This is a genomic window from Metallosphaera yellowstonensis MK1, assembly GCF_000243315.1.
In the GTDB taxonomy this organism is placed as follows: domain Archaea; phylum Thermoproteota; class Thermoprotei_A; order Sulfolobales; family Sulfolobaceae; genus Metallosphaera; species Metallosphaera yellowstonensis.
Genome location: NZ_JH597768.1, coordinates 433,389 through 459,195 on the forward strand (window position 1 = coordinate 433,389; position 25,807 = coordinate 459,195).

The 25,807-nt window shown below is 44.5% G+C and carries 29 protein-coding genes, 2 tRNA genes, 1 other RNA gene and 4 pseudogenes; 22 read left to right on the forward strand and 14 right to left on the reverse strand.

Features of this window, described 5'->3' with window-relative positions:
- Positions 1-15: 15 nt before the first annotated feature.
- The 7 genes from cedD to METMK1DRAFT_RS09960 all read right to left on the reverse strand — a co-directional run bounded on the left by cedD (position 16) and on the right by METMK1DRAFT_RS09960 (position 6,199).
- Positions 16-1,596, reverse strand: a complete 1,581-nt coding sequence (cedD, locus tag METMK1DRAFT_RS09930; RefSeq protein WP_009073598.1) for a DNA-translocating ATPase CedD — start codon at positions 1,594-1,596, stop codon at positions 16-18.
- Positions 1,597-1,623: 27 nt separating this feature from the next.
- Positions 1,624-1,977, reverse strand: a complete 354-nt coding sequence (locus METMK1DRAFT_RS09935) for a hypothetical protein (protein WP_009073600.1) — start codon at positions 1,975-1,977, stop codon at positions 1,624-1,626.
- Positions 1,978-1,979: 2 nt separating this feature from the next.
- Complete coding sequence (gene urm1 / locus METMK1DRAFT_RS09940) at positions 1,980-2,234, reverse strand: Urm1-like protein (protein WP_009073602.1); 255 nt, start codon at positions 2,232-2,234, stop codon at positions 1,980-1,982.
- Positions 2,227-2,457, reverse strand: a complete 231-nt coding sequence (locus METMK1DRAFT_RS09945; RefSeq protein ID WP_048087939.1) for a 30S ribosomal protein S17e — start codon at positions 2,455-2,457, stop codon at positions 2,227-2,229. The genes urm1 and METMK1DRAFT_RS09945 overlap by 8 nt, the downstream gene beginning before the upstream one ends.
- Positions 2,458-2,572: 115 nt before the next feature.
- Positions 2,573-3,724, reverse strand: a complete 1,152-nt coding sequence (gene fbp / locus METMK1DRAFT_RS09950) for a fructose-1,6-bisphosphate aldolase/phosphatase (protein ID WP_009073605.1) — start codon at positions 3,722-3,724, stop codon at positions 2,573-2,575.
- A gap of 210 nt (positions 3,725-3,934) precedes the next feature.
- Positions 3,935-5,737 carry a ribosome biogenesis/translation initiation ATPase RLI gene (locus METMK1DRAFT_RS09955; RefSeq protein ID WP_009073607.1) on the reverse strand — a complete coding sequence of 601 codons (1,803 nt, stop codon included), beginning with the start codon at positions 5,735-5,737 and terminating at the stop codon, positions 3,935-3,937.
- Positions 5,738-6,124: 387 nt separating this feature from the next.
- Positions 6,125-6,199 (reverse strand) — tRNA-Arg (locus METMK1DRAFT_RS09960).
- Between the two features lie 38 nt (positions 6,200-6,237).
- Between METMK1DRAFT_RS09960 and rpiA the strand changes: the two genes are divergently transcribed.
- The 8 genes from rpiA to rnpB all read left to right on the forward strand — a co-directional run bounded on the left by rpiA (position 6,238) and on the right by rnpB (position 9,490).
- Complete coding sequence (gene rpiA, locus METMK1DRAFT_RS09965; RefSeq protein WP_009073609.1) at positions 6,238-6,930, forward strand: ribose 5-phosphate isomerase A; 693 nt, start codon at positions 6,238-6,240, stop codon at positions 6,928-6,930.
- Positions 6,899-7,243, forward strand: a complete 345-nt coding sequence (locus METMK1DRAFT_RS09970) for a metal-binding protein (protein WP_009073611.1) — start codon at positions 6,899-6,901, stop codon at positions 7,241-7,243. The genes rpiA and METMK1DRAFT_RS09970 overlap by 32 nt, the downstream gene beginning before the upstream one ends.
- Positions 7,243-7,407 (forward strand): hypothetical protein, encoded by a 165-nt coding sequence (locus tag METMK1DRAFT_RS18245; protein WP_009073614.1) that lies wholly within the window; start codon positions 7,243-7,245, stop codon positions 7,405-7,407. Before METMK1DRAFT_RS09970 ends, METMK1DRAFT_RS18245 begins: the two co-directional genes overlap by 1 nt.
- Complete coding sequence (locus tag METMK1DRAFT_RS09975) at positions 7,397-7,732, forward strand: transcriptional regulator (protein ID WP_009073616.1); 336 nt, start codon at positions 7,397-7,399, stop codon at positions 7,730-7,732. The genes METMK1DRAFT_RS18245 and METMK1DRAFT_RS09975 overlap by 11 nt, the downstream gene beginning before the upstream one ends.
- Positions 7,686-8,444 carry a phosphoglycerol geranylgeranyltransferase gene (locus METMK1DRAFT_RS09980; RefSeq protein WP_155812417.1) on the forward strand — a complete coding sequence of 253 codons (759 nt, stop codon included), beginning with the start codon at positions 7,686-7,688 and terminating at the stop codon, positions 8,442-8,444. The genes METMK1DRAFT_RS09975 and METMK1DRAFT_RS09980 overlap by 47 nt, the downstream gene beginning before the upstream one ends.
- On the forward strand, positions 8,445-8,618 hold the full coding sequence (locus METMK1DRAFT_RS09985; RefSeq protein WP_009073619.1) for a preprotein translocase subunit Sec61beta: 174 nt from the start codon (positions 8,445-8,447) through the stop codon (positions 8,616-8,618).
- A 40-nt stretch (positions 8,619-8,658) separates the two neighbouring features.
- A complete protein-coding gene (locus METMK1DRAFT_RS09990) occupies positions 8,659-9,183 on the forward strand; it encodes a CBS domain-containing protein (protein ID WP_009073620.1) in 525 nt (174 codons plus the stop codon).
- Between the two features lie 3 nt (positions 9,184-9,186).
- Positions 9,187-9,490, forward strand: an RNA gene (gene rnpB, locus METMK1DRAFT_RS15715) — RNase P RNA component.
- A gap of 19 nt (positions 9,491-9,509) precedes the next feature.
- Here the strand turns inward: rnpB and METMK1DRAFT_RS09995 are convergent.
- A pseudogene (locus METMK1DRAFT_RS09995) lies at positions 9,510-9,971 on the reverse strand (DUF367 family protein); the annotation flags it as partial.
- Positions 9,972-10,041: 70 nt separating this feature from the next.
- On the opposite strand from METMK1DRAFT_RS09995, the gene METMK1DRAFT_RS10000 reads away from it, so the two are divergent.
- The 6 genes and pseudogenes from METMK1DRAFT_RS10000 to METMK1DRAFT_RS10020 all read left to right on the forward strand — a co-directional run bounded on the left by METMK1DRAFT_RS10000 (position 10,042) and on the right by METMK1DRAFT_RS10020 (position 14,750).
- On the forward strand, positions 10,042-10,290 hold the full coding sequence (locus tag METMK1DRAFT_RS10000; RefSeq protein ID WP_048087940.1) for an Lrp/AsnC family transcriptional regulator: 249 nt from the start codon (positions 10,042-10,044) through the stop codon (positions 10,288-10,290).
- The gene (locus METMK1DRAFT_RS10005) at positions 10,287-11,534 is read left to right on the forward strand and encodes a tRNA(Ile)(2)-agmatinylcytidine synthase (RefSeq protein WP_009073626.1); all 1,248 of its coding nucleotides are present in this window, start codon (positions 10,287-10,289) and stop codon (positions 11,532-11,534) included. The genes METMK1DRAFT_RS10000 and METMK1DRAFT_RS10005 overlap by 4 nt, the downstream gene beginning before the upstream one ends.
- A gap of 677 nt (positions 11,535-12,211) precedes the next feature.
- Positions 12,212-12,416 (forward strand): annotated as a pseudogene (locus METMK1DRAFT_RS16620) (hypothetical protein).
- 352 nt (positions 12,417-12,768) lie between these two features.
- Positions 12,769-12,842, forward strand: a tRNA-Ala gene (locus METMK1DRAFT_RS10010).
- 221 nt (positions 12,843-13,063) lie between these two features.
- Complete coding sequence (locus METMK1DRAFT_RS10015; protein WP_009073629.1) at positions 13,064-14,254, forward strand: Cdc6/Cdc18 family protein; 1,191 nt, start codon at positions 13,064-13,066, stop codon at positions 14,252-14,254.
- On the forward strand, positions 14,223-14,750 hold the full coding sequence (locus METMK1DRAFT_RS10020; RefSeq protein ID WP_009073631.1) for an endonuclease dU: 528 nt from the start codon (positions 14,223-14,225) through the stop codon (positions 14,748-14,750). The genes METMK1DRAFT_RS10015 and METMK1DRAFT_RS10020 overlap by 32 nt, the downstream gene beginning before the upstream one ends.
- On the opposite strand, the gene METMK1DRAFT_RS10025 is transcribed toward METMK1DRAFT_RS10020, so the two are convergent.
- Genes METMK1DRAFT_RS10025 through cyaB form a run of 4 tightly spaced genes read right to left on the reverse strand, consistent with a single transcriptional unit; the run spans position 14,729 to position 17,443 of the window.
- A complete protein-coding gene (locus tag METMK1DRAFT_RS10025) occupies positions 14,729-15,649 on the reverse strand; it encodes an acyl-CoA thioesterase (RefSeq protein ID WP_009073633.1) in 921 nt (306 codons plus the stop codon). The two genes, METMK1DRAFT_RS10020 and METMK1DRAFT_RS10025, sit on opposite strands and share 22 nt — an antisense overlap.
- A gap of 6 nt (positions 15,650-15,655) precedes the next feature.
- Positions 15,656-16,120: a nicotinamide-nucleotide adenylyltransferase gene (locus METMK1DRAFT_RS10030; RefSeq protein WP_009073638.1), complete on the reverse strand. Its 465-nt coding sequence runs from the start codon at positions 16,118-16,120 to the stop codon at positions 15,656-15,658.
- 11 nt (positions 16,121-16,131) lie between these two features.
- Positions 16,132-16,944: an SAM hydrolase/SAM-dependent halogenase family protein gene (locus tag METMK1DRAFT_RS10035; RefSeq protein WP_009073639.1), complete on the reverse strand. Its 813-nt coding sequence runs from the start codon at positions 16,942-16,944 to the stop codon at positions 16,132-16,134.
- Positions 16,919-17,443, reverse strand: coding sequence for a class IV adenylate cyclase (cyaB, locus tag METMK1DRAFT_RS10040; protein ID WP_245544616.1), 525 nt, complete (start codon positions 17,441-17,443; stop codon positions 16,919-16,921). Before cyaB ends, METMK1DRAFT_RS10035 begins: the two co-directional genes overlap by 26 nt.
- A gap of 34 nt (positions 17,444-17,477) precedes the next feature.
- Here cyaB and METMK1DRAFT_RS10045 point away from each other — a divergent pair, with 34 nt between their 5' ends.
- From METMK1DRAFT_RS10045 to METMK1DRAFT_RS10070, 6 genes are all read left to right on the forward strand, one after another.
- Positions 17,478-18,488: an RsmB/NOP family class I SAM-dependent RNA methyltransferase gene (locus METMK1DRAFT_RS10045; protein ID WP_009073642.1), complete on the forward strand. Its 1,011-nt coding sequence runs from the start codon at positions 17,478-17,480 to the stop codon at positions 18,486-18,488.
- Positions 18,467-18,973, forward strand: coding sequence for a hypothetical protein (locus METMK1DRAFT_RS15695; RefSeq protein WP_052300217.1), 507 nt, complete (start codon positions 18,467-18,469; stop codon positions 18,971-18,973). The genes METMK1DRAFT_RS10045 and METMK1DRAFT_RS15695 overlap by 22 nt, the downstream gene beginning before the upstream one ends.
- 62 nt (positions 18,974-19,035) lie before the next feature.
- Positions 19,036-20,010, forward strand: coding sequence for a DNA repair and recombination protein RadA (gene radA / locus METMK1DRAFT_RS10055; protein ID WP_009073645.1), 975 nt, complete (start codon positions 19,036-19,038; stop codon positions 20,008-20,010).
- Positions 20,011-20,043: 33 nt separating this feature from the next.
- A complete protein-coding gene (locus METMK1DRAFT_RS10060; RefSeq protein ID WP_009073647.1) occupies positions 20,044-20,556 on the forward strand; it encodes an HIT family protein in 513 nt (170 codons plus the stop codon).
- 27 nt (positions 20,557-20,583) lie between these two features.
- Positions 20,584-21,795: a threonine ammonia-lyase gene (gene ilvA / locus METMK1DRAFT_RS10065; protein WP_009073649.1), complete on the forward strand. Its 1,212-nt coding sequence runs from the start codon at positions 20,584-20,586 to the stop codon at positions 21,793-21,795.
- Between the two features lie 73 nt (positions 21,796-21,868).
- On the forward strand, positions 21,869-22,648 hold the full coding sequence (locus tag METMK1DRAFT_RS10070) for a prephenate dehydratase (RefSeq protein ID WP_281034113.1): 780 nt from the start codon (positions 21,869-21,871) through the stop codon (positions 22,646-22,648).
- On the opposite strand, the gene METMK1DRAFT_RS10075 is transcribed toward METMK1DRAFT_RS10070, so the two are convergent.
- Positions 22,649-23,614: an Lrp/AsnC family transcriptional regulator gene (locus tag METMK1DRAFT_RS10075; protein ID WP_009073654.1), complete on the reverse strand. Its 966-nt coding sequence runs from the start codon at positions 23,612-23,614 to the stop codon at positions 22,649-22,651.
- A 109-nt stretch (positions 23,615-23,723) separates the two neighbouring features.
- Here METMK1DRAFT_RS10075 and METMK1DRAFT_RS10080 point away from each other — a divergent pair.
- Both METMK1DRAFT_RS10080 and METMK1DRAFT_RS17775 read left to right on the forward strand, forming a co-directional pair.
- Positions 23,724-24,083, forward strand: a pseudogene (locus METMK1DRAFT_RS10080) (recombinase family protein); the annotation flags it as partial.
- Positions 24,071-24,325 (forward strand): annotated as a pseudogene (locus METMK1DRAFT_RS17775) (zinc ribbon domain-containing protein); the annotation flags it as partial. The pseudogenes METMK1DRAFT_RS10080 and METMK1DRAFT_RS17775, both read left to right, overlap by 13 nt.
- A gap of 68 nt (positions 24,326-24,393) precedes the next feature.
- On the opposite strand, the gene METMK1DRAFT_RS10085 reads toward METMK1DRAFT_RS17775, so the two are convergent.
- The gene (locus METMK1DRAFT_RS10085; RefSeq protein ID WP_009073658.1) at positions 24,394-25,806 is read right to left on the reverse strand and encodes an NAD(P)/FAD-dependent oxidoreductase; all 1,413 of its coding nucleotides are present in this window, start codon (positions 25,804-25,806) and stop codon (positions 24,394-24,396) included.
- Between the last annotated feature and the right edge of the window lies 1 nt (position 25,807).

Sequence of the window (25,807 nt, forward strand, 5' to 3'; positions counted from 1 at the left end):
AATTTTTTCATTAATCTAGTTTTGTATTTTAACAACTATAGGAGTTTTAATGTTAGGTGCGGACAAGATTGCCTCTCCTGTTTCTAATTTGTCCAGTATGTCAAATTGCCAGTGGGACAGAGAGAGCGAATCTGCAATTATCCTCTTGTCCAAGTCTGATTTTATGCTATGGACGATCTTTATGTTAGTATTTTTGAGAACCTCGTCTGTTATTGAAGAGGGAGACTGAGATATTACACAAAGAGCCACACCATATTTCCTGATCTCACTCAGTAGTTTATCTAGAAAGAGATTCTCCTTGAAGAAGAAGTTATGAGCTTCCTCCACGATCACAAGTAGAGGATCGTTAGGTTTATTAGACATATAATAATCAGTAACAAGTTTTATAACGAATAAGCCATATATTCTTCTTAATCGAACATTTTTGATAAAACTAAGATCTATAATAGAATTAAGTATTGTTTCTATCCGAAAGTTCGCTTTTTCACCAAAGATTATCCTCGCTTGCCTTGTAAATAAAAGATATATCTTTCTTAATAAGCCATATTTTACCTCTCTTATCCAGTTTGAACTCTCTTCTATTGATTTCAAAATCGAGAAAAACGTCTTATTATCAAACTTATTTATCTTTTTCATACGAGAGAGAGTTGTGTGAAGCAGAAATCTCTGTGGATCGCTCAGGTGAAGAACGTCTCCCAGGATCTCTACAGTGTCCTCTATTTCGCCTAGAGCTATTGGATTGATGATCAGGGGATTTTCCTCGCTAAACACATTAAGAGTATTGATCTTCTCTTTATACTCTCCGTGCCAATCTATTACTAGAATCTTTATATTCTTTTCTAAAAGTTTTTTAATAAGTGAAAGAGCAGTAGTGGACTTTCCACTACCTGTTGTCCCGAATATGCCTATGTGTCTAGTGAGATCCTGTAATCTTATTCCCACTCTTATCTCTCCAGCGTCAGTCCTCATGGAGCCGATCTCGATATCGTAATCATAAATGACGTGTTCGTTGGAGGGGGTATCAATAATTTTTTGAAATACCTTGGCGTAAGATAGATCCCCCCATGTCCTGGGTACCGGAACGATTTTGTTGGAGGGTCTAACAACTTCCAAGGAGATGTGAGGGGATACGGCTCTCGCTATGTCTTGCACGTTCCTAAATTCTTCTATTATTTTGTCCTTACAAGATTCACATGTGGCCTGGATGAGGAGGACGGAACTCGATCTCTTCTTTGACAGTGACGTTAAAACGTAATATTCAAATCCTGATTCCCTTCTACTTAACGTCTCCATTAAGGCCTCGAGTTCCTTTTGAAAATTAACCTGATTCTTATCAAGTTCTATTTTCCCACTAATTTTAGCTATTATTCCAAATGTTTTTTGCTCATCTACATTCGTTTCATACGTATTGTTCTGGAGCATTATATTTCCTAATATTTTATTTTTACGTATAAGTTGAGAAAAAATAAAAATAACAAGAACAATGATACCAGGTGTTATTATCATTATGTAATTAATGGAAAAATCTACAAAATTGTAGATGAGTAGAAGAGTGCCTAGAATGATGAGTAATAATGGATATGCTTTGGAATTCATCTACATCGGATGGTTGAGAAATGCCACTCACTCTATCGAAATTATTGCGTTGGTAGAAAGAGCTATCCTCTCCTCCCAATTCTTAATGAGCGTTGGAGGGAACTCCCATGAATCTTTGCAGCACTTTATGATATATCTCCTCTTCTGTCCGTACTTGCTTAATGCCTCATCTATCTGGTCCGTGGCTGCCAACAAAGTCAAGAAAAAGAGTGAAGGGTTTCTTATTTTTCTTTTTTCAAGATAGCGGAAAAAGAAGAAACAGGCCTGCCTTAATAGGGCCTCGCTGGGAAGCTCTCCCAGGATCTGAGTGACACAATTACCATCAAAGCCTATTAAGTCCTTTTCGTTTATCGAGCCCTCTATCTTCAAAACTCTCAGCAAGATCAACCACCGTGATTCACTGGTAGTATCTCTATGACGTCGGTGTCCTTTACCGACAGGTCACCTAAAAGCCTGAAGTCCACTCCGTTGACGAGGATAATATAACCAGACCTAATTTTAGAATTCGATATTATGACTGATCCTCTGTCTAACTTATATAACAATGTCAATAAATTATCGGCATCTACCTTTATTTCCTCTTTTCCAAAAACGTTAGAGAGGGGACCTCTAAGTATTACCTTTACCATATCATTCATCTACTGGCTCCTGCTCTACCACCACTTCAGACGCTCTCTTCGCCTGCTTTGCCCTCCTGGTAACATACCCTGCTACTCTATTTCTTACTTTTTTGGAATAAGCGTCGAGTACCTGTTTCACTAGTTCCTTGTTCTTTGCGTAATCCAAAGTTATCTGATCCTTGTAAAGCTCGTAGATCTGCTGTCCGATCCTCTTTATGTCCCTTGTATATATGTTTCCCATCACTACCTCCCTCATTTCTATGATTACCCGGAATTAAAAATTACTGACCCTCTCCACTCCCTGAGGGAGTGGACTCCCCCGAGCCTCAGGGGTTTTTACGCCCCTTTGCCTCTTTTTAGTCAGTTTCTTCCCCCTTTCCAACGTATATGCTCCTCTTGGCCTTAGTTACATCCTCTTCTTTCTTGAACCTATCCTTAAGTTTCTCTACTATAGTAGGTAATGTTGTATACTCCATCTCCGTTGGCTCTAATCTGTGAGGCATGAAGGGACCATGTCTTCTCATATAATCAGTTATTACTGAAGCCGTTCTCCTGACTTCATCAAATGCTGGATCATCGAATAAGTCTGACGGCCCTGTGAGTTTCCCATTCTTCACGTTGAAACCTAGACCTATGAGCCGCGGAGGACCATCAAACCTAGTTGCTCTGGCGTCTCTTTGGGATACCGGCATGAGCGGGCCATAATGACTTCCCCTCATCCAACCTGGTACCAAATATGGGAATGAGAAGGCCTCCAGTGCCTCTCCCAGTGCGGGGAAGCCGTGTTGCAGTCTAACCACCAGTACTGGATCGTCTTTTCCCACGTATTTACCTGCAATGAGGTTTAATCTCTCTATGGAAGTTACTGATCCTAACATGTTGTCTTTTTTCCTCCTAACCTTTCTGACCACGTATCTAGCAGGAGTTCCTATCAACGCTAAGAGTGTATAAATTTCTTCTGGACAACTAAGTTCTACTGCCTTTCCTTCGTATACATCCAACACCTCAAACTTGAAACCCTCGTTCATTGTTGGATCTATCACTAATCCTGGTGTGTTGAACGGATCCGCAAACATCTTATAAAGAGGTAAGTTAAAGGCTCCAGGTTCAGTCTTATCCGCCATGAAAATCGCTATTGGCTCTGAAGGCCTCTCTTCTAACTCTAGTTCTGCCATTCCAGGTCCCATACCCTTAAGGTTTCCAGAAAAGGTATCGGAGAGTAGGTCCTGCCCTGCTGCATAAAGTCCTAGCTCCTTAGCTACATTAGTTGCTTCTTTGAATGCATTCCAGGCCACTTCGTGAACCTTCTGATCCAGTTCACCTCGAGTGTGAGTCATTATTAACTCAAGATCGTCTCCTACGTTAGTAATGTAATAGTCCAAGATTATCGATTGTCTCTTAGCTTCAGCTAGAACCCTGTTCGCTGCTGCCATGGTATCCGGATGAACTACGTGATGTCCTGCAAGGCTACCTATATCAGCCTTTATAACACTAACTGTTGTTCTCATGAATCGAGATTAGATCGGTGAACATAAAAATCTTGTGTGAGAACTGCATTGCGAGCTACTTCGATTGTTATCGAAACTGACCTTGAGCCTTCTTTTAATAGTACGCTTGATTTTGAGTTTTAGGGAGCCTATCGACGATATTCCCTGAGAAAATTGAAATGTCCAAAACAACGAGAAATTGCTTCAGGACGGATGAGTTTCTCCCAGATTCTAATCCTTTATAGTCTCCATGGAGTAATATTCGTTCCTGTCCCTCTGGAGTCTGTCTAGATAACTTCCGATCTTGTTAGCCCTGGGTCGCCCAGTATCTGCGTCTCTCCTAAAGGTTAGGCCTATTCCTTTAAGGAACATGTTCATCCCTTTACTTAGAGTTAAGGGAGATGAGGCGTGCCCTTCCTTTCCTGGAATCCCTGAAAATACCATTATTCGATCTGAGATATAATCGTGAATGGCTAAGTCGTGATCCACAAGAAACGTTACAGACTTCCGCTCTCTGGTAATTCGTTTTATGGCCTTCGCGACCACGTACCTTTCCTCTACATCTAGATAGGATGACGGTTCGTCGAATAGGTAAACGTCGGCGTCCTTAGCCAAGGCAGCAGCTACATACAGCTTCTGCAGCTCTCCTCCGCTTAAGTTTTTGACGTATGAGTCCAATAGCTTGTGCAACTTCAGTCTCCTGGTCACTTCCTCGTAAAACCACGAAGACGTGGAGAGGATATCCTTGCTCGCCTGCTCTAGGTACTCTCTTACCGTGCCTTCAAAGTTGGGAACTATTCGTTGTGGCTTATAAGACAAGGTTAAGCCCTGCGGAAATATTACTCCCGTATCTGGCTGGATCTCCCCCACTATCATCCTTATGAAAGTTGTCTTGCCTATGCCATTCGGGCCTAGTAATCCTATTATCTCTCCTTCCCTTGCTTTACCCTCTTCCACTACAAGGGAGAAGCTATCTAACGCCTTCGTCATTCTTTGCCAAAGTAATTTCTCACTTACGTCCTTTCTCACATCAAGATCAGTTATATCTTTTAAATAAAATTCTATTTTATAATCCATTATTCTCATATTCTCAGCGGGTAAGTATCCATCTATGAAACTGTTTATTCCTACTCTTGTGGAATAAGTCTTGGAGACCTTTCCATAGACTCCCCCCTCCCCATACAATATAGATATCATGTCTGCTATATAATCTAAAACAATGAGATCGTGATCTACAACTATCACGTATTTCCCTTTGGTTAGCTCCCTTATGGCCTTTGCTAAATTTATCCTCTCCCTCACGTCCAGATAAGAGGACGGTTCGTCAAATGCGTACACATCAGCGCTGCGAAGCAGGGCAGCTCCTACTATGGTTTTTTGAAGCTCTCCTCCACTGAGCGTTGATACATCTTTATTCCAAAAGCTGTCCATATAGAGAAGACTTTTGACTTCATCCAACTTTCCCCTTTCGTCGACCTTTTTAAGTAGACCCCCAACTTCGCCCTTTAGAAGCTTCGAGACATACTCTATGTATTGAATTTTATGTACTACTTTAATTTTTTTATTATAAAGGTCGCTAAAGTAAGAGTAGAGCTCTTTTCCCTTGAACCTTTGTAGAACCTTCTCTGGAGTTGGCTCATGCTCCAAGTCACCAAAGTTTGGAATCAACTCTCCACTTAGGATCTTCAATATGGTAGTCTTTCCGGTACCGTTTTTTCCCAGCAAACCCATGATGTTGTCTCGCTTCAATATAGGTAACCCGAATAGCTCGAAGCCATTGATTCCATATCTATGTATTACCTCTTTCTCGAAGTTATCTGGTACATTGACTATGGAGATTGCGTCAAAGGGGCACTTCTTGACACATATACCGCATCCTATGCATGTTTCTTCGTAGATTACTGGTTTTCCTGATGCCTCTTGAGAGAGCTCTATTGCTTTACTTCCAGACCTATTTATTGGACAGAACCTGACGCACTCGATACCGCATTTATCAGGTTTACATGAATCATAAGCTATTACTGCAACCCTCATTGCTCTAAACCTCCTTGTTATAAATACAAAAATAGTTAAAATTTCCTGTAAGTTACCACTCGTCTTCTTCCCAGTCTTCCTCTTCTATCTCCTCCCAGTCTTCCTCTTCTATCTCCTCCCAGTCTTCCTCCATCAACGCAACACCACACAATCCTCATTTGAATGGTACTTATAATTTTCGTCGCCAGGAAATACTAACCTAAAGATTAGTTGTCTCGGACACTTTTAAACTAATCATAATCAATGCTACTTTACTCATAACATCTTGCCCCCGCGTTCCCGATAACAAGGGTCTTAATACAGTTTAGGAACTTATGCGTGTCCTCCAAATTGCATAGTTGACACGAAGTATAGATCCAAGAAAAGTAGTCACATAACTCCACGGGACGGACCCGCCGGGATTCGAACCCGGGACCATAGGCTCCGAAGGCCTACGCTCTGTCCTGGCTGAGCTACGGGTCCTAACAAGAAATAATTATTTGGTAGAATATTTAGATTCGATGGAGGATCCAAAAGCGATAGTAGCTAGACACGCGCTTAAGTATATTGGAGACGCCAAGTTAGTAGGTCTGGGCACAGGTAGGACAGTAAGGAAGTTAATTGAAGTCTTACAAGAGGCTGGTTTACTTAATGGCAAGAAAGTGGTGGCGAGCTCCCTAGATACTGAACTCCTGATAGCTAAAGCGTTTCCAGACTCTGTTTTGTCACTCGTTTCAGGTTCGATTCCTGACGTATATTTCGATAGTTTTGATCAGTTAGTGAAAGGGGGGAACTCTTGGACCCTGGTAAAGGGAGGTGGAGGGGCATTACTTAGGGAAAAGGTTCTCTCTTACTCCTCTAGGAGGAGAGTGTTCCTAGGTGAGAAGAGTAAATTGTGGGAAGGCCGTACAATAAAGGTACCAATAGAGGTTGTTCCGGTTGCCCTTTCCTACGTTCTTAGAGGCCTGGAAAACATGAAGGTAGTGGCAGAAGTGAGAGAAGGAACGGGGAAAATAGGTCCTGTCCTCACTGATAATGGAAATGTGGTTATGGATGTCGTTGTGGAAACGAAGGATTTGTGTCATCTTGATAAGAGACTGAAGAGTATACCAGGAGTAATAGAGACGGGGGTGTTCTGTGAAGAGCTTTACGATGTCATCATTTTAGGAGATCCGACCGGAAATGTGGAGATCGTGGAAAAGAGCAGAAGCTGACGTAAAGGAAGGCAGGATAGTCAAGCTAACTACTCCAGACGGTTCTATCTCGATATATCTATATGTGGCCTCTGAGAGGGGTAGACATAATGACCATGTGATAAATGGAAAGCATTGTGACTGTGAGAGTTTCCTGTTTAATCACGTGTTAAAGGAGGGAGAACCTTGCGTTCACATAAAAGCATTTCTAAAAGCAACAGAAGGGGAGAATTACGTTAAATTAGTTTTATCCAAGACGGAGCTGAAAGAAATCCTCACGGAAATATACGTTTACGGAAAATCCTTAAAGCTTAGAAAATTACTCTCAAGTTAATGTTCGACCTATCAACGATCCAGGCCATAATGATAGCATCGGTGGTGGTACTCATAGGGAGTGTGGTGTATCTCACTTTCACCGACGTACTCGTGCCTCTACCAGCTAAGAAGGAGTCAGTGAGGGGAGAAAGGAGGAAGAGAGGTGTAACACATGGGAGGTAAGAGGAAGAAAAGAACTAAGATAGTGAGACCTAAACCAAAACTTCCAAAAGCGTTTGAATGTCCTAGGTGCGGAAGGATTTCGATAAGTGTGGAATTCGACGAGGCAAGTGATGGAACAAAAGTGGCAGAAATAAAGTGTGGAAGTTGTGGTCTGAATGCTGAGATTGAGGTCCCTTCGGTCTTTGATGAGGCAAACGCTTACGGACGCTTCATAGACCTATACCTAGAGGGGAAGTTGAAAATAAAAGAGGAAAAAGAGGATACATCAGATGAGCATAATGAACCTGAAGGGGAAGGTAGCGAGTTATCTTCAGAGACTAATTGACGAAGGGTCCCCCATACATTTTTCGCTTATAGATCCTGACAAGGTAACAGACCTGGAAATATTGCAGAATGTTGCAACCAAACTCTACAGATCTGGTTCTTCAGCGTTTCTAGTTGGAGGGACTCTTGGAGTATCTAAAGAGAGGCTTGACGGGATCCTGGAGATACTCAACGATTACCCCATTCCTAAGATAATTTTCCCCAGCAACGTGAACTTAATATCTGAGAAGGCTGATGCCATACTCTTCATGTCTCTTCTCAACTCAGACGATTTGTACTATGTTATTGGCGCTCAAGTTGCTGCATCCTTCATTGTCAAGTCGATGAAATTGGAACCTATACCCACCGGATACCTGATAGTAGGTCACGGGGGGACCGCTGCACACATAGGTCGGGCGCGTGTAATTCCATATGATAATGCCGAGTTGGCCTCGGCTTACGCCCTGGCTGCAGAGTTTATGGGCATGGATTATCTCTACCTGGAGGCTGGGTCTGGGGCCCCAGAGACCGTTAGACCTGAAATGATCCGTACCATCAGCAGGGTCTCTAGGATTAACCTGATAGTGGGAGGAGGAATCAGGTCTCCAGAGAGGGCGGTGGAGATAGTGAGAGCAGGCGCTAAGGCCATAGTTACAGGTAACGTTATAGAGAACGACACTGAAAGGGCATTAAAAATAATAGAAGCTATTCAGAACCTTAGGGTGGGGTACTGAATGCCCGCGACTAAGAAAAAGAAAGAAAATGTCCCAGTCATGTCCATGGCGGGTTTAATAAGGTATTATGAGGAAGAGCACGAAAAGTTTAAGATTGATCCCATTTATGTAATAATAGGTAGTATCGTGTTAGTATCAATAGTTGTCCTTATTACTAAAATAATACCACCGTAGGTCAGCTAAATTGCTCATAGATCCATCTGAATTAAGAAGAATGAGGGAGCTAGCAGGCCTCACACAGTCGGAGTTAGCTAAAAGATTGGGAGTCTCTCAATCTCTCATAGCTAAGATTGAGAAGGGAAGAATAGATCCTAAGCTGTCTCTTGTAAGGCGCATAATGGAGGAATTAACTCCTCTGATAGAGACCTCCGAAACTGCGTCAACGATAATGCATTCTCCAGTGATAGTAGCCTACCCAGATGAGAGAATCCAGGAAGTAGTCGAGAGGATGGAGAAGTTCAACATCTCGCAGTTACCGATAGTTAACTCTCACGGAAAACTGGTCGGAATGATATACGACTACGTGCTCATGAAGAGATTAGCATCGATAATCCAAAGGCCTTCTAAAGCAATCGAGGTTGTGGCTCCCCTTCCTCCTTTAGTCAGCCCCAATACCCCAGTTAACCAGGTCATGAAACTCCTCACTAAGAACTCGGTCACATTGGTAGTTGAGGAGGGTCTTTTTCCTTTGGGGATAATAACGAGAAGCGATTTAATAGCCTTCCTCATTAAGAAATGACAGGGGAGCCAGGCAGAGGGCCACGGGAAACTGAGGAAACTCCAGCCTCTAGGCCAGGGGGAGTCCCATGAGGGACGGGGGTAGTGCCTCCGACCACTGCACAGAAACGAGACCTCGTCAGGTTCAGATGAATAGGAACCGATGGTTCCTCCGGTGACGGGGGAACTTGGCGAGAGAGCCTGACGGGGTTGAAACGGCAGATCTCCCCTTGAGCAAGTCAGAGGAACCGTGATGGGGCCGAGAGTTCCTCTAAGTACGCTAAGCGGAATCCCTCATATACAGAAGCTGGGTTATTGCCTTGGCTCCCCTAATATCTTGCCTATGATCTCACTCTCCTCCACTTCTATCCCTTTCCTATCCTTCCCCCTATAGGCCTCTAGGAGTTCCCTATTCAGTTCCACGAAAGTCCTTCCCCATTTGACGAGGGAGGAGAGCCTCAAGGCGATCTCTAAATCTCCCAAAATATAATATGATGCGATGGCTGCCTCAACAGAGGAGAGTTTAAATGGTTTCCCAAAGTTTACCGGATTTCCTGCTAGGAGTAACGGTAATCTTCTACTGTCGTATTTAAGATACCTCTTAAAGAACCTTTCATCAGACTTGTTCCAGGAGGAGTCGATGATAGTTATCCCCTTATTTATGGCTACTTCCCTGTCCTCAACTGATATAATGAGATGAGCCATAGGGTTTAGGACGACTCCGATAGGACGGTTTGTTCTCACCGCAAAACCAGCTCTCACCATCTTTCGGCCCGTACATTTCTTAGGATCGTCTTCTGAAAACTCCATGACGAAAATGGGCAATAACTATCGTAAAGTTCTTATAACTTTATATTTATTAAAGCTAATGGGAAGTAACTTGGTAACCGCGATAGTCCTTATAAATACTGACCCAGGAGGCGAGGAGGAGGTATTTAATAAACTAAAGCAGATGAACGAGGTCTCAGAGACTTACATTGTTTACGGAGTATATGATATAGTGACGAAGCTGGATGCGCCTGACATGGACACTTTAAGGAACTTCATTAGTAATAATATAAGAAAACTCCCTAAAGTGAGATCCACATTAACCATGATAATTATGGAGGGCAAGACACAGAAAAAATGAATACGAAGAGATATACCATAGGATTGGATGATCACGACTCGCCCGTAGCAGGATGTACCACTCATTTTTCATTTCTATTAATCAAAGAACTGGAAAGAGAGGGACTTAAACTCGTAGGTTTTCCTAGATTGGTAAGACTTAACCCCAACATACCATGGAAGACCAGGGGAAACGCTGCAGTGAACTTCACCGTAGAAACTGACAGGGACCCCTCAGAAGTCCTGGATCTGATATGGGACAAATCCTTACAATATGTCTCAGAGATCTCTAAAGGCACGCAATACGGGAGGTCCCCAGGGGTCGCAATAGTAAAGGACGTTAAAACTAATGAACTAGGCTGGCTCTACAGAAAGGCAGTCACTGACGTGGTAACTAGGGATCTTGTGGAGAAGATTGCCGTCAAAACGGGCGTCTTATTTCAGGGAGGTAGAGGAGTCGTTGGATCCGTGTCTTCCATGGGATTCCGGGGGGAAGGGAAGACGTTGGAGTTGCTCACGTACAGGTTGCCAGAAAACTGGGAAAAGAGAAGAGAAGTTGACCTGCAGTCACTGATAAACTTTGAAGAAAGGTATTTCCCAGACGTTTACGCAAACGTGGACTACATTAATGGTAAGCCACTCATCCTCTCCCACGGGAGAGACCCAGTACTTTTCGGGATCAGAGGAAGAAATCCTTCCGTACTTTTAGAGGGATTAAAAATGATAGAGGTATCGGAGATGATAGATGGTTTTATGATATTTGAGACTAATCAGGGTACAGATCATCATTTCCTGAGGATAGGTGATAAACCATATCAGAGCATCATAGCCGAAGTTGAGGTAAAGGATGTAAAGATCATGCCTGGGGGTGATTGTATAATATTTTCTACCCACGGAACCATGATTGTTTACAAAGAAACTGGGGAGTTAAACGATATGGCTAGAGAGCTTATGGAGGGCGACGTAATAAGGGTATATGGAGCCGTCAAACCTTCCGTGAGTTTCGGCAAGATTATAGAGCCAGAAAGAATTGAAGTCCTTCGGCTATCGAGTGTCACTAAATACCTCAATCCCAAATGCCCCAAGTGCGGAAACTCTTCGGAATCCCTGGGGAAAAATAAGGGTTTCAGGTGTAGGAGATGTAACTACAGGTTTAACTCGGAAAAAATCCCTATAGAATATCACAGACGTATATCCATTGGAACATATCAATCGAGATATTATAGGCATTTGACGAGGCCAATTTTCTGGGAAAACGAGAGCTAACAATGAACGTTATAGTCAAGATTCGGGTAAACTGGGGGAGTAAGCGAGTTTAACATGTGTCATGTAATAGGTCAAAAAGCCTCTACCCCGCCCCTAGAGGAGGCGAGACTTGTCGTTCGTTTTATCAATTATCCTGAAATCCATCTAAATCCTTAATTATAATTAGTTTAAGACTTCTACTGAAATATATTACAGCAGTTATGAGACTTTAAGGTAACTTGAAGATTTTCCTCCGGTCCGATCCACTTAAATACCTTATCATCAACTAATTTCAGGAAGTCCCCCACACTGACTAGGTTTAGATCTATCACCAACTCCTTGATCTCGTTGACCATGACGAAGAAGAGGAGATAGGCTTGGAGTTATTCCTTCAACCTAAACTACGAGTCCTCCGGGTCCAAGGTCTTGAAGTCCCTGTGGAACTACTCTATCTCTCACCTGATCCTTCAGGTTTACTTGATCTTCTCCAGGTCGAAGGATAGGTCGGTCGTGTAGAGTTGCTTTCTCTCATGATTCCCGTCGAATTTCGAGTTGTCCTCATCTCATATGATAAACTTGAATGTAACCGGGGTATCCCCTAGGTTAGGTCGTCGTAATAGACTGTAACTCTTTTACGTAACTACTCGTTATTTTCAATTTTATAAATATCGTTTTGACGTCGGTCATGTTCATGTAGTATTACCCAAGAATTCTCTCTTGATGATCTCCCAACCGATGACGGGCACTACTCACGAGGATGGGAGAAGTTGGATGGGAGGGTATTGAAGTTTCCCTCGACCAGCCCCAATGATCTGGGGGTGACCGTGTATGATCCCTTAAGAGGGGTGCCCGTGGCGGAATTAGAAGTGACTAAGAGTGAAGGATAAGTTACGCCATGGGTAAACACTCTGAGGATAACTCAACCCCTTGGAGGTACCCTCAGCCTCCTACGCTCCTGGGATTAACCGGGGAGTAAATAACCCCTCTGTTTCCACTGGAAGAAGTCAAGAAAACTACCACACCCCTCTTTTTCCAGTGGAAAATGAATTGGGGTACAATTTTGGTTAAAGGTCTAATTCTACGGTTTGTATATCTTATATTCTCTACTCGACAACAACTTATCATAATTCAGTCAAATGTTAAACTGAGGGTCTCCAGTGGAAACGGAGGGGTCCCCGTCAGGGGGTTAGAACATCAAGAAAGGACGGGAATGACTTAAGTTGAATTTATAATCAAAACCTCATTTAGTCTAATTGGGCCGGTAGCTCAGCCTGGAAGAGTGTTCGGTTGGCATCCGAAAGGTCCCGGGTTCAAATCCCGGCCGGTCCATGGAGGGAGTGGGGAGCGCGACCTCACTTCCCTGAGATTATTAGACAAAGAGTTATTCTTCTTTCCTGAGATCCCCAAAACGTACAGGGTTGCCTAAGCGTAATGGGTGGGAATAGAACTCTGCAAGGTTTGAAACTATGGGCTCCGGTAGTTATGATTAACTCCCCAGTTAATTCAGGGATCCAATTCCTTTTATCTCATACTGTATAAGAGTTTAGTAAATGAGTGACATTATAGACGAGGTCTTGCTTTCTGTCAGGAATTCGTCCATTTTCAAGAGCAGGGAGTACATGTTGCCAGACTACGTGCCAGACGAACTACCTCATAGGGAAAACGAGATCAAGAGGTTGGCCAGTATACTAGTCCAGCTCTATCGGGGAGAGAGGCCGAGTAATACATTCATATATGGACTCACGGGTACAGGAAAGACAGCTGTCACGAAATATGTGTTGAAGAACCTTCAGAAGAAACTGCAGAGCTTCGATTTCGTTTATATAAACTCCAGACAAAGTGATACCCCATATAGGATCCTAGCCGACATCTCTGAGACGTTAGGCTCAAAGGTACCCTTTACGGGCCTCTCTACGGCAGAGTTGTACCGAAGGCTCGTCAAGGCCCTAAAGCAGACCCAGAAGCTGATCATAATAGTGCTGGACGAGGTTGATGCGTTAGTGAAGAGACATGGTGACGACATCCTGTACAAGCTCACGAGAGTCAACTATGAAATAGAGAAGGGGAAAGTCTCCATAATAGGGATAACTAACGACGTCAAGTTCATAGACGGCCTCGACCCAAGAGTGAGGAGCAGCCTTGGTGAGGAAGAACTTGTTTTCCCTCCCTATAATGCTGAACAACTAGAGGATATATTGACCAAGAGGGCCGCAGTGGCGTTCAAGGACGGGGCGGTATCACAACAGATAATCAAATTATGTGCAGCAATAGCAGCCAGGGATCACGGCGACGCCAGGAGGGCCTTGGACCTCCTAAGGGTCTCTGGGGAAATAGCTGAGAGGGAGAGGAGAACTACGGTGACACAGGAAGATGTTGAGAAGGCCAGGTGGGAGATCGAGAGGGACAGGGTCTACGAGATAGTCTCGACCCTCCCACTACACTCCAAGCTAGTCTTGACCTCCATTCTGAAGGGCCTCAAGAACAAGCCCAGCCTCACTACAGGAGAGATATATGAGACGTATAAGAGGACGGCGAAGTCACTGTATGCGGAGTTCGTGACACAGAGGAGGGTGAGCGATATAATCAATGAACTGGATATGGTAGGGATAATTTCGGCAAAGGTCGTAAACAGAGGGAGGTACGGGAAGACCAAAGAGGTGAGCCTCGCAGCAGACCAGGGAATAGTGTTGAAAGCGCTGGTGGAGAACGATGAGAGGCTTGCTGATATCTGGCGTAGATGACGGATTTTTCCCAACCTCATATAAGGGGATGAGGGGTAAGGCTCCACTGGTCGTCACAACTTACAGTGAAATGAAGCTCGTGGACCTTGACATAGATTTTGTGGTGGTTGACGGTAAAGATGCTACTCAAAAGTTTAATAGAATGAGGAGAGGTGATATAGTAGTACTAGACGGAGTAACCTTCGGAGGTTTTAACTATATAATTCCGGACAGGAAATTTATTGTGTTTTACGGTAGTAGACCTAATACGATAGATGTTAGGAAAGCTTTGGAGAGACATTTCGCTGATGAGAGGAAGGAGGTGATTCTAAGCGTCCTGGGAAGTTTAAGGAGAATAGAAACCAAGTGGGGTTCGGTCTACGTGTATACAGACCTGGATCTCTCGACAGCGAGAGTTCTAATCGAGAGATATCAGACGATCTCAAAATATCCAGAACCCATAAGAGTGGCTCACGTGATAGGAAGGGCAATAGGTCATTGGCATGTGGTCTGTTGAAGAGACTTGGCTAATTTTAACCTCTCTTCCCTCTCCTTCACTCGTTGCTCCATAACTTTTCTCTCATATTCGGAAGACGGTTCCAGTTTGGGTATGGATCTAGGTTTACCTTGATCGTCTATTGCCACGAAGCTAAAGACAGTTCTCGAAACCAACCGTTTTACTCCAGTAAAGTGATTGATGGCATAGAGCTTAGCTCCGACGTCCAAGGAGGAGTTCCCAGTGTACTCTACAGCTCCCTGAATCTCCAATATATCGCCTATCTTCACTGGCACAAGGAAATCAGCAGATCCTGCTCCCGCGGTGAAGGTGTTACCCTTAGTGTAGAGTTTAGCCACTATGGCTAAAGCCTCATCCAACATAGTGTACATCTTGCCAGCGTACAGAATTCCGTTTCCGAAGCCGTGTTCGGGATATATGGTTCTAACGTAGCTCCTACCGAAAGTCATTCCAGGAAGGAGTTCCTGAGTGTCCTCAGATACGCTCCTCTTTCTTTCGAGTCTTTTCCTCTTCCTTTGTTGGGCCTCTTCATCAGGTTCGATCACCTCGGTTACTGGCCTGGGTCTGTTGTTTTCGTCTACAGCTACATAGCTCATTAACCCCATAGCGCCCAATTCTTCACTCTCGCCTCTCCTTACACAGCCCCTCACTTCTATCTCCACTGAGGTCCTCCAAGTAGCCTTGGAAGTGGCCACAACTCTAACGACGTCTCCTAACCTAGCAGGTTTAAAGAGGAATAAATAATCCACGGAAGCTAGGAGGTAGTTACCTTGACTTAAACTGGACATCAGAACTCCTGCAGTATCTATCAGCCAGCTCATATAGATCCCTCCGTGAAGGGATCCGAAGTGGTTGGTATGCCATGGGAAGACGCTATAATAGGTCTCCGTCTTGTACATCTCACTTCACCTCTTGTCAGTTCCAACTATCTCCTTTAGTCTCTCCTCACCCCCTATATTCTTAATGAAGTAAAATACCTCCTTGGGAACCAGGTCGTTCCACGTTTCACCGGTGATCATATATTTCCTTATCAATGTCGAATTGTACTTCTCTCTTTGAAAAGATGGTGGGATCAGGATTTCATTCCCAGCCTCCTTAAAGAGACGTAGTACTAAGGGATTTCTCGCAATAACTGAGCTAAATGAAGGAACATACATCTTTACGTGATATACCCAGACACTGTTCATGAGAACGTCAGGTATGGGAATAAGGTAATATCTGTCCGAGCTTACCCCCTCCGCTGAGAGGGTCCTCTTTATCATCTCGATCCTCTCACCCGCTGTGAAAGGATTGGAAAGGGTGTGACTCTCTTGGGCGCTTCCTATGAGCACGATGAGTTCATCTACCCTCTCAAGGGCCCACTTAACCACGCTGAGGTGACCTAAGTGGAATGGCTGAAATCTTCCTGGGTAAAGCCCTCTATGCAGACCTCATCACCTTCTTTCACACCTAGAACTACAGAGGCGTCACCCTTATTTAACCCTACTTCGAGGAAGCTATAGCCATTCTCGTATACCAGTAGATCGTTACATCCTCCGTCTTGGAAAGTCCTCGCTGTAGTTCCCTCGAACTCTCTTTCACCCACTTTAATCTTTACCCTCTTCCTTGGAGTCACGTCTTCCACCCTCTTTGCCAGCGCAACATTACCAAAGTGGTCTATGTGAACTACTGTAGCACAAAGGGAATTATTGGAATATCTTTCATGAAAGTTAAGTTTGTGTAAATCCTCCATAGAGAGGGAAGGCCCCATCACTTCCGGCCTAACCCTTAGGGAAAGTAAGGCAGCAGCAACTGAGAAGATGTCCCTTCCGTGAAACGTATTGGATATCCTTTGGCTCAGATATACTCTTGGATTGGAGATTTCCCTGATCTCAACTATTCCGTCTTCAGAGACCGCGGGGTAAAGGACTCCGTTATCCGGCCCGACAAAGGTATAACGCGTAGTCCTTATTACCAAGGCCCTCCTGCTAGTTCCAACTCCTGGGTCAACAACCGTGAGGAATATCGTCCCCTTCCTGAAATATCTGAACGAAGTGAGAAGGAGATATGCAGCAGAGATCACGTTGAAGTTCTTCGCGTTACCGCTTATGTACGTAAACTCTACGTTAGGGTTCAATCGTCTTATGACTGCCTCCATAGTACCGTTGTAGTTATCCGAGACACCAAAATCAGTGAGAATCGCTATTGTCACCATATTTCTCTACCTTGAGTTCAAGGTATGACTTAGTTATAACCTCTCCGAACACCTTAAGCTTGTCCCTCAGTTCCTCAAAGAACTTCACCAGCTCCTCCTCCGTTACATTTACTCCCTCTATTTCCACAAAGTCTCCTAACCCTTCAACAGTATCAATACAGACTAGGAAATTATCCTTCTCCAGTATATATCTACGCTTTCTCACCTTGCTGGCAGGCTTGTAGCCCAACCTTTCCATTATCCTCAGGATTCCATCCCTATCCCAGACGCGAACCGACACTTCCTCCCTTGACTTAGTCATCCTTCCAAGCTTAGGGCCCTTATAGGTGAGCTCTACCTCACCGTTGACGATCCTCAGCCTTAGTGCTTCGTCCGTCTTCCGGAAATCCCTATCCAACCCGTTGAAATATATATCTTCCTGCTCTTCCTTTCCCTTGAATCGAAATCCCATCCCCATCAAATTTCTCATGAAGGTCTCTGGATCCTCCAGGAGCTTCACTTTTATCTCGCGTTCTATGATACCTGTCATGTATATGGAGGATATGGATTTATATCTAAAAAAACATGATGAGGTCCTCTACCACTATGACATCGATGACCATGTGAGAGAGCTGGCTAGGAAGTATGGGTTCTTGGAGTATATGGTTGAAAGGTACCTGAACATATTCGGTTCCGATGCCGAGATCTTCATGAAGTCCTGCTCAGCACAACTCAAACGGTCCCTAAGGTGCAATACCCTCAGAACTGACTGCAAAAAACTGGAAGATAGAATGAACGAGAGGGGATTCAAGTTGTCTAAAGTAAGTTGGACTAGGTACGGTTACGTTGTGGAGAATACCCCCGTTAGACCCACTTTGGGGTCTACTCTGGAGTACATGAAAGGGTATTACTACATTCAGGGTCTTGCCTCAATGATTCCCCCAGAGGTTTTGTCTCCGTCCGAGGACGATCTAGTCCTAGATATGGCTGCCTCTCCTGGAGGAAAGACCAGTCAATTGGCCCAACTGATGGGCAATAGGGGAGTAATAGTGGCTTTAGAAAAGAACACAGCTAGGCTAAGGAGACTCAACTCCAACTTGGCTAGGCTAGGAGTAGCCAACACGATAACAGTTCCGATCCCTGGAGACTATGTCTCGTCCATAGGGATTAAGTTCGACTCTGTACTTCTAGACTCTCCATGCTCTGGCGAGGGATTACTTCCAGTAGATCCTTCTAGAAGGACGAAGACGCTTCCCCAACATCTCAGGGAGTTTCAAAGGGTCCAGTTGTCCCTTTTGATAGCAGGTATCAGGTCACTAAGGAAAGGCGGTAAGCTGGTTTACTCCACATGTAGCATTGCTCCCGAGGAGAACGAAGTGATAGTGAACTTTGCGGTCGAGAAGTTTGGACTCAGGACTGAGGAAATAAGGGGGATCCCCGCAGATCCCGGATTGGTGGAGTATAAGGGAGTCCGCTTCTCGGAAGACATTAAGAAATGCATCAGACTATATCCGCATAAACATGGGACCGAGGGGTTTTTCGTTTGTTCCATGAGAAAAGAGTAAGTAACGCGAGGCCCCTTACACTGGAGGAGAAGGAGAAGATAGTGGAACTCTTGAGAAGACGATATCGATGTGGAGAGATGAAAGAGTTGATTGATGCTAGTTTGTACTCTTTACGCGATAAAGTGTTCATGTTTCCTCACGGACTCCCGCGACAGCTCCATTCTAAGGTGTTGCTAGGAGCCTTTCCAATAGCTTCCATAGGTCTACCCATTTTATTGAAGAGGAATACGTATTTACCGCTGTTACCTTTAGGCCCCTATCTCGTGGATCACTGTCAAAATAAGCTGAACCTACCTGATAGGCTCTCCCAGAAATTACTCTATGGAAAGAAGATAAAGGTGAGAGAGACGTACTCCTTCGAGGACGCACTCCTAGTGGATAACAGCAATGAGTTCTTAGCGTTCCTTAGACTCAGACTCGTGTCAAAAGGTACTGAGATAATACCCGTTTTAGACATAGGTTGGTATTTAAGGGAGGGAGGATAATGGTTAAGTATTTATGGGTAAAAGGGGATCTAATCTATTAAACATGGAAGGGATGATAAGGTATGGCTGATCAGGTAGAGGAGAAGAGAAGGATCAAGACTGTTAAGGATCTAGCTGGAGTCGGGCAGGCTGTGCTAAGCAAACTCACAGAGGCAGGATACTCCAGCCTGGAGGCCATAGCAGTGGCCTCTCCTCAAGACTTGAGCACCGCTGCCGGTATCCCCTTAACGACTGCACAGAGGATAATAAAGGAGGCTAGGGATGCCCTGGATATAAGGTTTAAGACGGCGTTGGAAATAGAGCAGGAGAGGGCAAGTGTTAAGAAGATAACTACCAGTAGCCAAGCACTAGATGGTCTGTTAGGCGGAGGAATAGAGACTAGGACTATGACGGAGCTTTTCGGGGAGTTCGGGTCAGGAAAGACTCAGATATGTCATCAGATCTCAGTCAACGTTCAGCTTCCCCCAGAGAAGGGAGGACTGGCAGGAAAGGCACTATACATAGACACTGAAGGAACTTTCAGGACCGAGAGGATAAGGGCAATGGCGTCTGCACTCGGGCTAGATCCTAAGGAAGCTCTCTCCAATATCATGAGCATAAGGGCTATAAATACTGATCATCAGATAGCCATTGTAGAGGAATTGCAAGACCTCATTGCCAAGGACGACAGGATAAAGTTGGTCGTAGTGGACTCCGTTACATCTCACTTCAGGGCAGAGTATTCTGGAAGGGAGAACTTGGCTGCAAGGCAACAGAAATTAAATAGGCACCTTCATCAGTTGGTAAGATTGGCCGAGATATACGATCTAGCGGTAGTTGTCACTAATCAAGTCATGGCTAGACCGGATATGTTCTACGGAGACCCAACAGTGGCGGTAGGAGGACACACCTTATACCATGTTCCTGGTATTAGGGTTCAGATCAAGAAGAGCAGAGGTAACAGGAGAATAGCCAGAATGGTCGATGCCCCTCACTTACCAGAGGGAGAAGTTGTGTTCAGCATAACCAATGTTGGGATAAGGGACGCTGAAGAGTGAAAGATTCATTATAATGTAGTCACTAGTCAGGATATGGATCACCTTTGGGCCCCGTGGCGTTCTAAATACATCCAGGAAGCATCCAAGGGAAAGTCCGACTCATGCCTCTTTTGCAGGGTTCTAGAGGAGAACGATGACGAGGGAAACTTGGTCGTCTGCAGGGGTAAAAACGTCTTTGTGATCCTCAATAAGTTCCCATACAATCCAGGGCACGTCATGATAGTTCCCCGAAGACATGTCCCCTCTCTAGAGCTCCTGGGAGAGTCTGAAGGAGCAGAGCTATTCTCGGTTACATCTAGGACATTAAGGGTTCTCAGGGAGTTATACTCTCCGGATGGGTTCAATGTAGGAGTGAACATAGGGAGAGTGGCTGGAGCAGGAATCGAGCAACACGTCCATATTCACATAGTTCCTAGGTGGAGTGGGGATGCCAACTTCATGCCAGTCATCGCTGAGACGAAAGTGTTACCGGAATCTTTACAGGATACATATAAGAAGATAAGTCAAAGAAGATCAATTTGCGGTGAAGAGGCTCTCGATCGCTGAGATGATGAGGAGGGCAGGGTTTTTCGGATGAACATCCAAGAAATACAATCTCTGATCTTTAAGGTCAGACAACAGATAGCTGGATCAATTCATGAGACCCCGGTCGACTTTTCCTCTACATTCTCTAAAATGAGTGGTTCAAAGGTATATTTGAAATTAGAGAACCTTCAGAAGACTGGGTCCTTTAAGGTACGTGGTGCCTTCAGTAAACTGTTAAACATCTCTCAGGAAGAAAGAAGGAGGGGAGTCATAGCAGTCTCAGCGGGGAACCACGCACAAGGCGTAGCATACGCCTCAAAAATGCTAGGGATAAGATCGGTGATCGTTATGCCCGAAACGGCCCCCGTATCTAAGTATAACGCTGCGAGGAACTATGGGGCCGAGGTTATACTTTACGGAAGATATATCCACGAGAGCATGAAAAAGGCAGAGGAGCTAATTCATCAACAGAATCTTACACTCATTCATCCCTATGACGACCCCTACGTCATAGCAGGGCAGGGAACCCTGGGAGTCGAGATCGCATCGCAAGATCCAGACATTGTTATAGTGCCCGTAGGGGGAGGGGGCCTGATCTCTGGCATCTCTTTAGCGCTCAAAGCCTTAAACAAACCAACCAGAATAATAGGTGTTCAATCGTATGCCTCTCCATCTTTGAAAATATCTAAAGACTTAGGCAGACTTACTGAAGTGGAACCCTCTTATTCAATAGCTGACGGAATATTGGTCAAGTCACCCTCCCTCACTACCTTTGAGGTAGTGAGGGAATACGTCGATGACATAGTACTCGTGGACGATGAGGAAATAGCAACTTCCTTGGTTCTCTTACTAGAGCGGTCTAAAACAGTAGTAGAGCCCGCAGGCGCAGCGTCCCTAGCTGCACTTCTATCTGGAAAGGTGAAAGCTGAGGGTAAGAAGGTCATAACGGTGTTAAGCGGAGGAAATATTGACATGTCTCTTATGGCGAGGATAGTCGATAAGACACTCTATAAAACTAAGAGGATAGTCAAGGTCAAAGTCATGGTTCCTGACAAACCTGGTTACTTGAATAAGGTTCTGAGCTACGTAGCCCAAATTAGAGGTAACGTGATAGACGTGATTCACGATAGGATCAGTAGCGATGTGAGGCCTGGATATACAAAAATTTACGTTATGTTTGAGGTCGCTGAGCAGGAGGCTTTGGGTACCTTCCTCACGAAACTTCAGAGTGAAAACATAGAGGCCAGGCTGATAGAGTAGAAGACGTCAAGGAAGGAGTTAAGTAACGTTTTTAAGACAGTTTCCCATTTTAACGCTTGTCGATCCAAATGGAATTTACTATCTAGGTCCGGAGGGAAGTTTCTCCCACGAGGCGGCCTTGAGGATACGTGGACAACGGACTCCAGTTACATCTATAACAGAGATATTTGATGCTGTAATGAGAGGAGGTCTAGGCGTCGTTCCAGTCGAGAACACGTTGGAGGGTCCAGTGAATGAAACTTTGGACAACCTTTACAATAGGGATGAGATATTCGTAAACTTTAGGATAGATCTACCAATAAGGCTCGTGTTAGCGGCCAGAGAGGGGACACGATTGGAGGATATAGAGACAGTGTTTTCACACAACCATGCTATTCATGAGGCCAGATCCTGGTTATTGAAGGCTGGTTTAACCAACTTAGTACCAGTTGAGAGCACTTCTAAAGCAGCCAGGATGGCTCTCAACGAGCCTAGGTCTGCAGCCGTATGTTCGGAGTTGGCTTCGAGGATATATGGCCTCAAAGTACTCGCGAGAGACATTCAAGACGGAGTAAATATCACCAAGTTCATTGTGATCTCCAAAAATTATACAGACCAAGGTGATAAGAGCATAATCTTCTTCACCGTCCCAGACAGGCCAGGAGGTCTTTATATGGCACTGGAGAAATTTTATAAGAAAAATATTAACTTAACAATGATATACTCTAGACCTACGAAGGTGATTCCGTGGAATTACTATTTCTACTTGGAGTTTGAAGGAGACATAAGGAGCGCCGAAAGGTCAGGCCTCATCCAAGACCTGAGGGGATCCACGCTTGAACTAAAAATAAAGGGAAGCTATAGGACCCTTTAGTCACATTACTATGCCAGGTTTTAAATTATCGAGACTGAACAGTAACATGTAACTCTTGGCTCCTGTGAGCTTCACCGCGTTTTTCGATACCTCTCCAATTATTCGTTTATCCTTTCCGTGGATCATACAGTAACAAAGGTAATCCCAAGGCTTATTGCTTTCCCTCAGCACTACGTGAGTAGCCTCATTAAGGTTTTCCGCTATTTTTTCACAGGATTTCTCTATATTATCGGTGTTTACTAATAACATAGCGTTTTCCTTTATACCTACCTTCTCCCCGTTGAGTGTAGCACCGTAATCCTTGATGACATGTTTTTTCCTGAGTTCCCCAATGAGCTCAACCAGTTCCTCTTCAGAGTAACCGAATCTTTCCGCGATACCTCTGAAGGGCCTCTCGGCTATTGGAAGGGGATAAGACAGAGCCTTCAATAACTCTAAGTTCAGTCCCATCTCTTCTGCCGTTGGAATTTTCTCTGGTGTCTTCTCAGTCTTACTCCAGGAGACCCCTCTGATTACGTCGTATTTAACGCTTAATTTCAAATTTCTTTTGGAGAACAGGATTACATAATCCCGAGCTCCTACATCCTCCATGAGGCTCATGACCTTTCTTTCAAGTGATTCCCTAGAGTCAGCCTTAAGGACGTACCACACATTATATCTGGGGTGATTTCTAATGAAGTTATGAGTCAGTTCCCTTATGTGAAGTGCTTCTCTCCTGAATTTGTCCAGATTTTCTGGAGGAATATCGGCAGCGATCAGTGCCCCTTCCATCCCTTTAGCCCTAAAGTTGACATACATCCCTATTCTCTTTATTACCTCAGCATCTATCAGTCTGTTGATCATGTTAAGCGTCTCTCTGACAGGAATTCTCAGTTTGTCCGAAATGATGTTAAATGGTTCGGGGTGGAGAGGGAACTCATATTGTAATTCCATGAGTAATTTAGCTTCCTTCTCCGAAAGGCTCATAGGTTATATGAAGGGTTGATGGTTAAAAATAATGTGATTAGGAGTAGCCGTTGTTAGTAGTTCCGATAGACTGTGAAATTTATACTCTTTGTATGTAAGTTCAATTGTAATGCTGAAACCTAAGGAAGTGTACCAAGAATTGGGAATATCCTACCGCACGTTGCAGAGCTACGTTAAGAAGGGTTACATTAAACCTGTACTAGAGACCGGGAAGTGGAGGTTCAGGGATGACGTGGAAAAGTTGATGAGAATTGTTAGGAAGAGGAAAGTAGTATTATACGCTAGGGTATCATCAAATACACGAAAGGACGACTTGATAAACCAAGTTAAATACCTTGAGGAGAACGTTAAAGAACGACCAAGTGATAACCGACGTGGGATCAGGGTTGAACTTGAAGAGGAAGGGGTTCCTCAACTGAGGATGATACTCAACAATGAGGTGTCAAAAGCCATACCTTATCCCGAAAGGTCGGCAGGACTTTCAGGTGTGAGAGGTGTGGTTTCACCCTAGACAGACAACTGAACGCGTCCCTGAATATCTACCTCAAGATGTGCGGGTTTCCCCACCTCTTTCTTACTCTCACTGGGAGTATGTGGGTTTAGGTTCCCCCGCTAAGGGGGCGGAGGAGTAACGGGTTTCCCCGTGACCCCGGTGAAGCCCAAACCCCCACAGACGGATGTACTAATAGGGCTAGACCTCGGTTAATTTGAACTCAACGACAAGTTGCTTTACATCAAGATCTATGAAAATTTAGATGAGAAAAATGTTACAAGAGGAATTAGTGCAGGTAATCTATACCTAGCTTATTAAGTATGCCTCTAGCTGCCAATATTCCAGTAGCAGCTGCTATGTTTATTCCTCTGGATAGTCCGGCTCCGTCTCCCGCTGCATAAAGGTTATCCACCACGGTCTCCATATTGCTATCGACTACCGCTCTCATGCTGTAATATTTAATTTCAGGTGCGTAAAGCAAGGTATTGGACGAATATATCCCTGATGCAACGTTGTCAAGCCTCTCTAAACCTTCTATCAAGTCAGAGACTACCCTGTAGGGCATACCCATACTTATATCCCCTGGAGTGACGTCCCTAAGCGTGGGTTTAACCGTAGACCTACCTATTCTCTCCCACGTGCTCCTTCTTCCCTTCTCGAAGTCGATGAGTCTCTGAAGGATGGGCTTCTCACCTCCCAGTCTGGTCATCAGTCTGGCCACGCTTTTTCCGTACTCTATGGTATCTTCGAGGGGATCTGACAATTTTATCGTTGCTAAAAATGCGAAATTGGTATTTCTACTTTTCTTGTCGACATATGTCTCACCGTTGACGCCGATTGTTCCATCATCATAGACTTCCTTCATTATGAAGCCTCCTGGGTTTACGCAGAAAGTCCTGACCTTGTCGTCATACTTCCTCGAATACATTATTATCTTGGGATCCCACACAGCGGAGGTCAGCTCTTCCGTTATGAATGATTCTACCTCTACCCTGACCCCTATGTCAAGGGGCCCAGAGATCATGTCTACACCTAATTTCTTTGCCTGATCGTAGAACCATTTGGCACCTGATCTTCCAGGAGCAGCTAACACTATCTTGGCTTCCAGTTCCCCCTTGTTGGTCTTCAGATTGAAGATGTTACCCTTCTTACTTATAGTATAGACTTCAGTGAGCTCCGAAATCTTTATTCCCTTTCTCTCAACATAGTTAGTCATCTCCTCAATTACAACGGGACTCTTGTCTGTGCCTATATGCCGTTGAAGTATAGGAACGAATTCGGCTCCAGCCTTGGCCGCACGTCTCTGAATTTCCTTGACTTTCTCCTCATTGGGTCTAAACAATCTATCCTTGGGTGCTCCGAACTTAACGAAGACGTCGTCAACGTAATTAACGAGTTGTTGCGCTTTGTCCCAACTTCTCATGAGCTCATGAAGCTCTCCTCCTATGTCGGGCCTTAAGTTAATTATTCCGCTACTGAAAGTTCCAGCTCCACCTAAACCATAATTGATGTGACAAGGGGTGCAGAAGGTACACTTCTCCTTTGGAGAAAGGAGAGGACAACTCCTCTTTGAGGCCCTGACACCTTTATCTATGAGCAGAACCTTATAATCCGAGTCTTGAGGCAAGGCATTAGCTATCTCGTAAGAGGCGAAGAGTCCGGCAGGACCTCCTCCTATTATGACCACGTCGTACTCCATT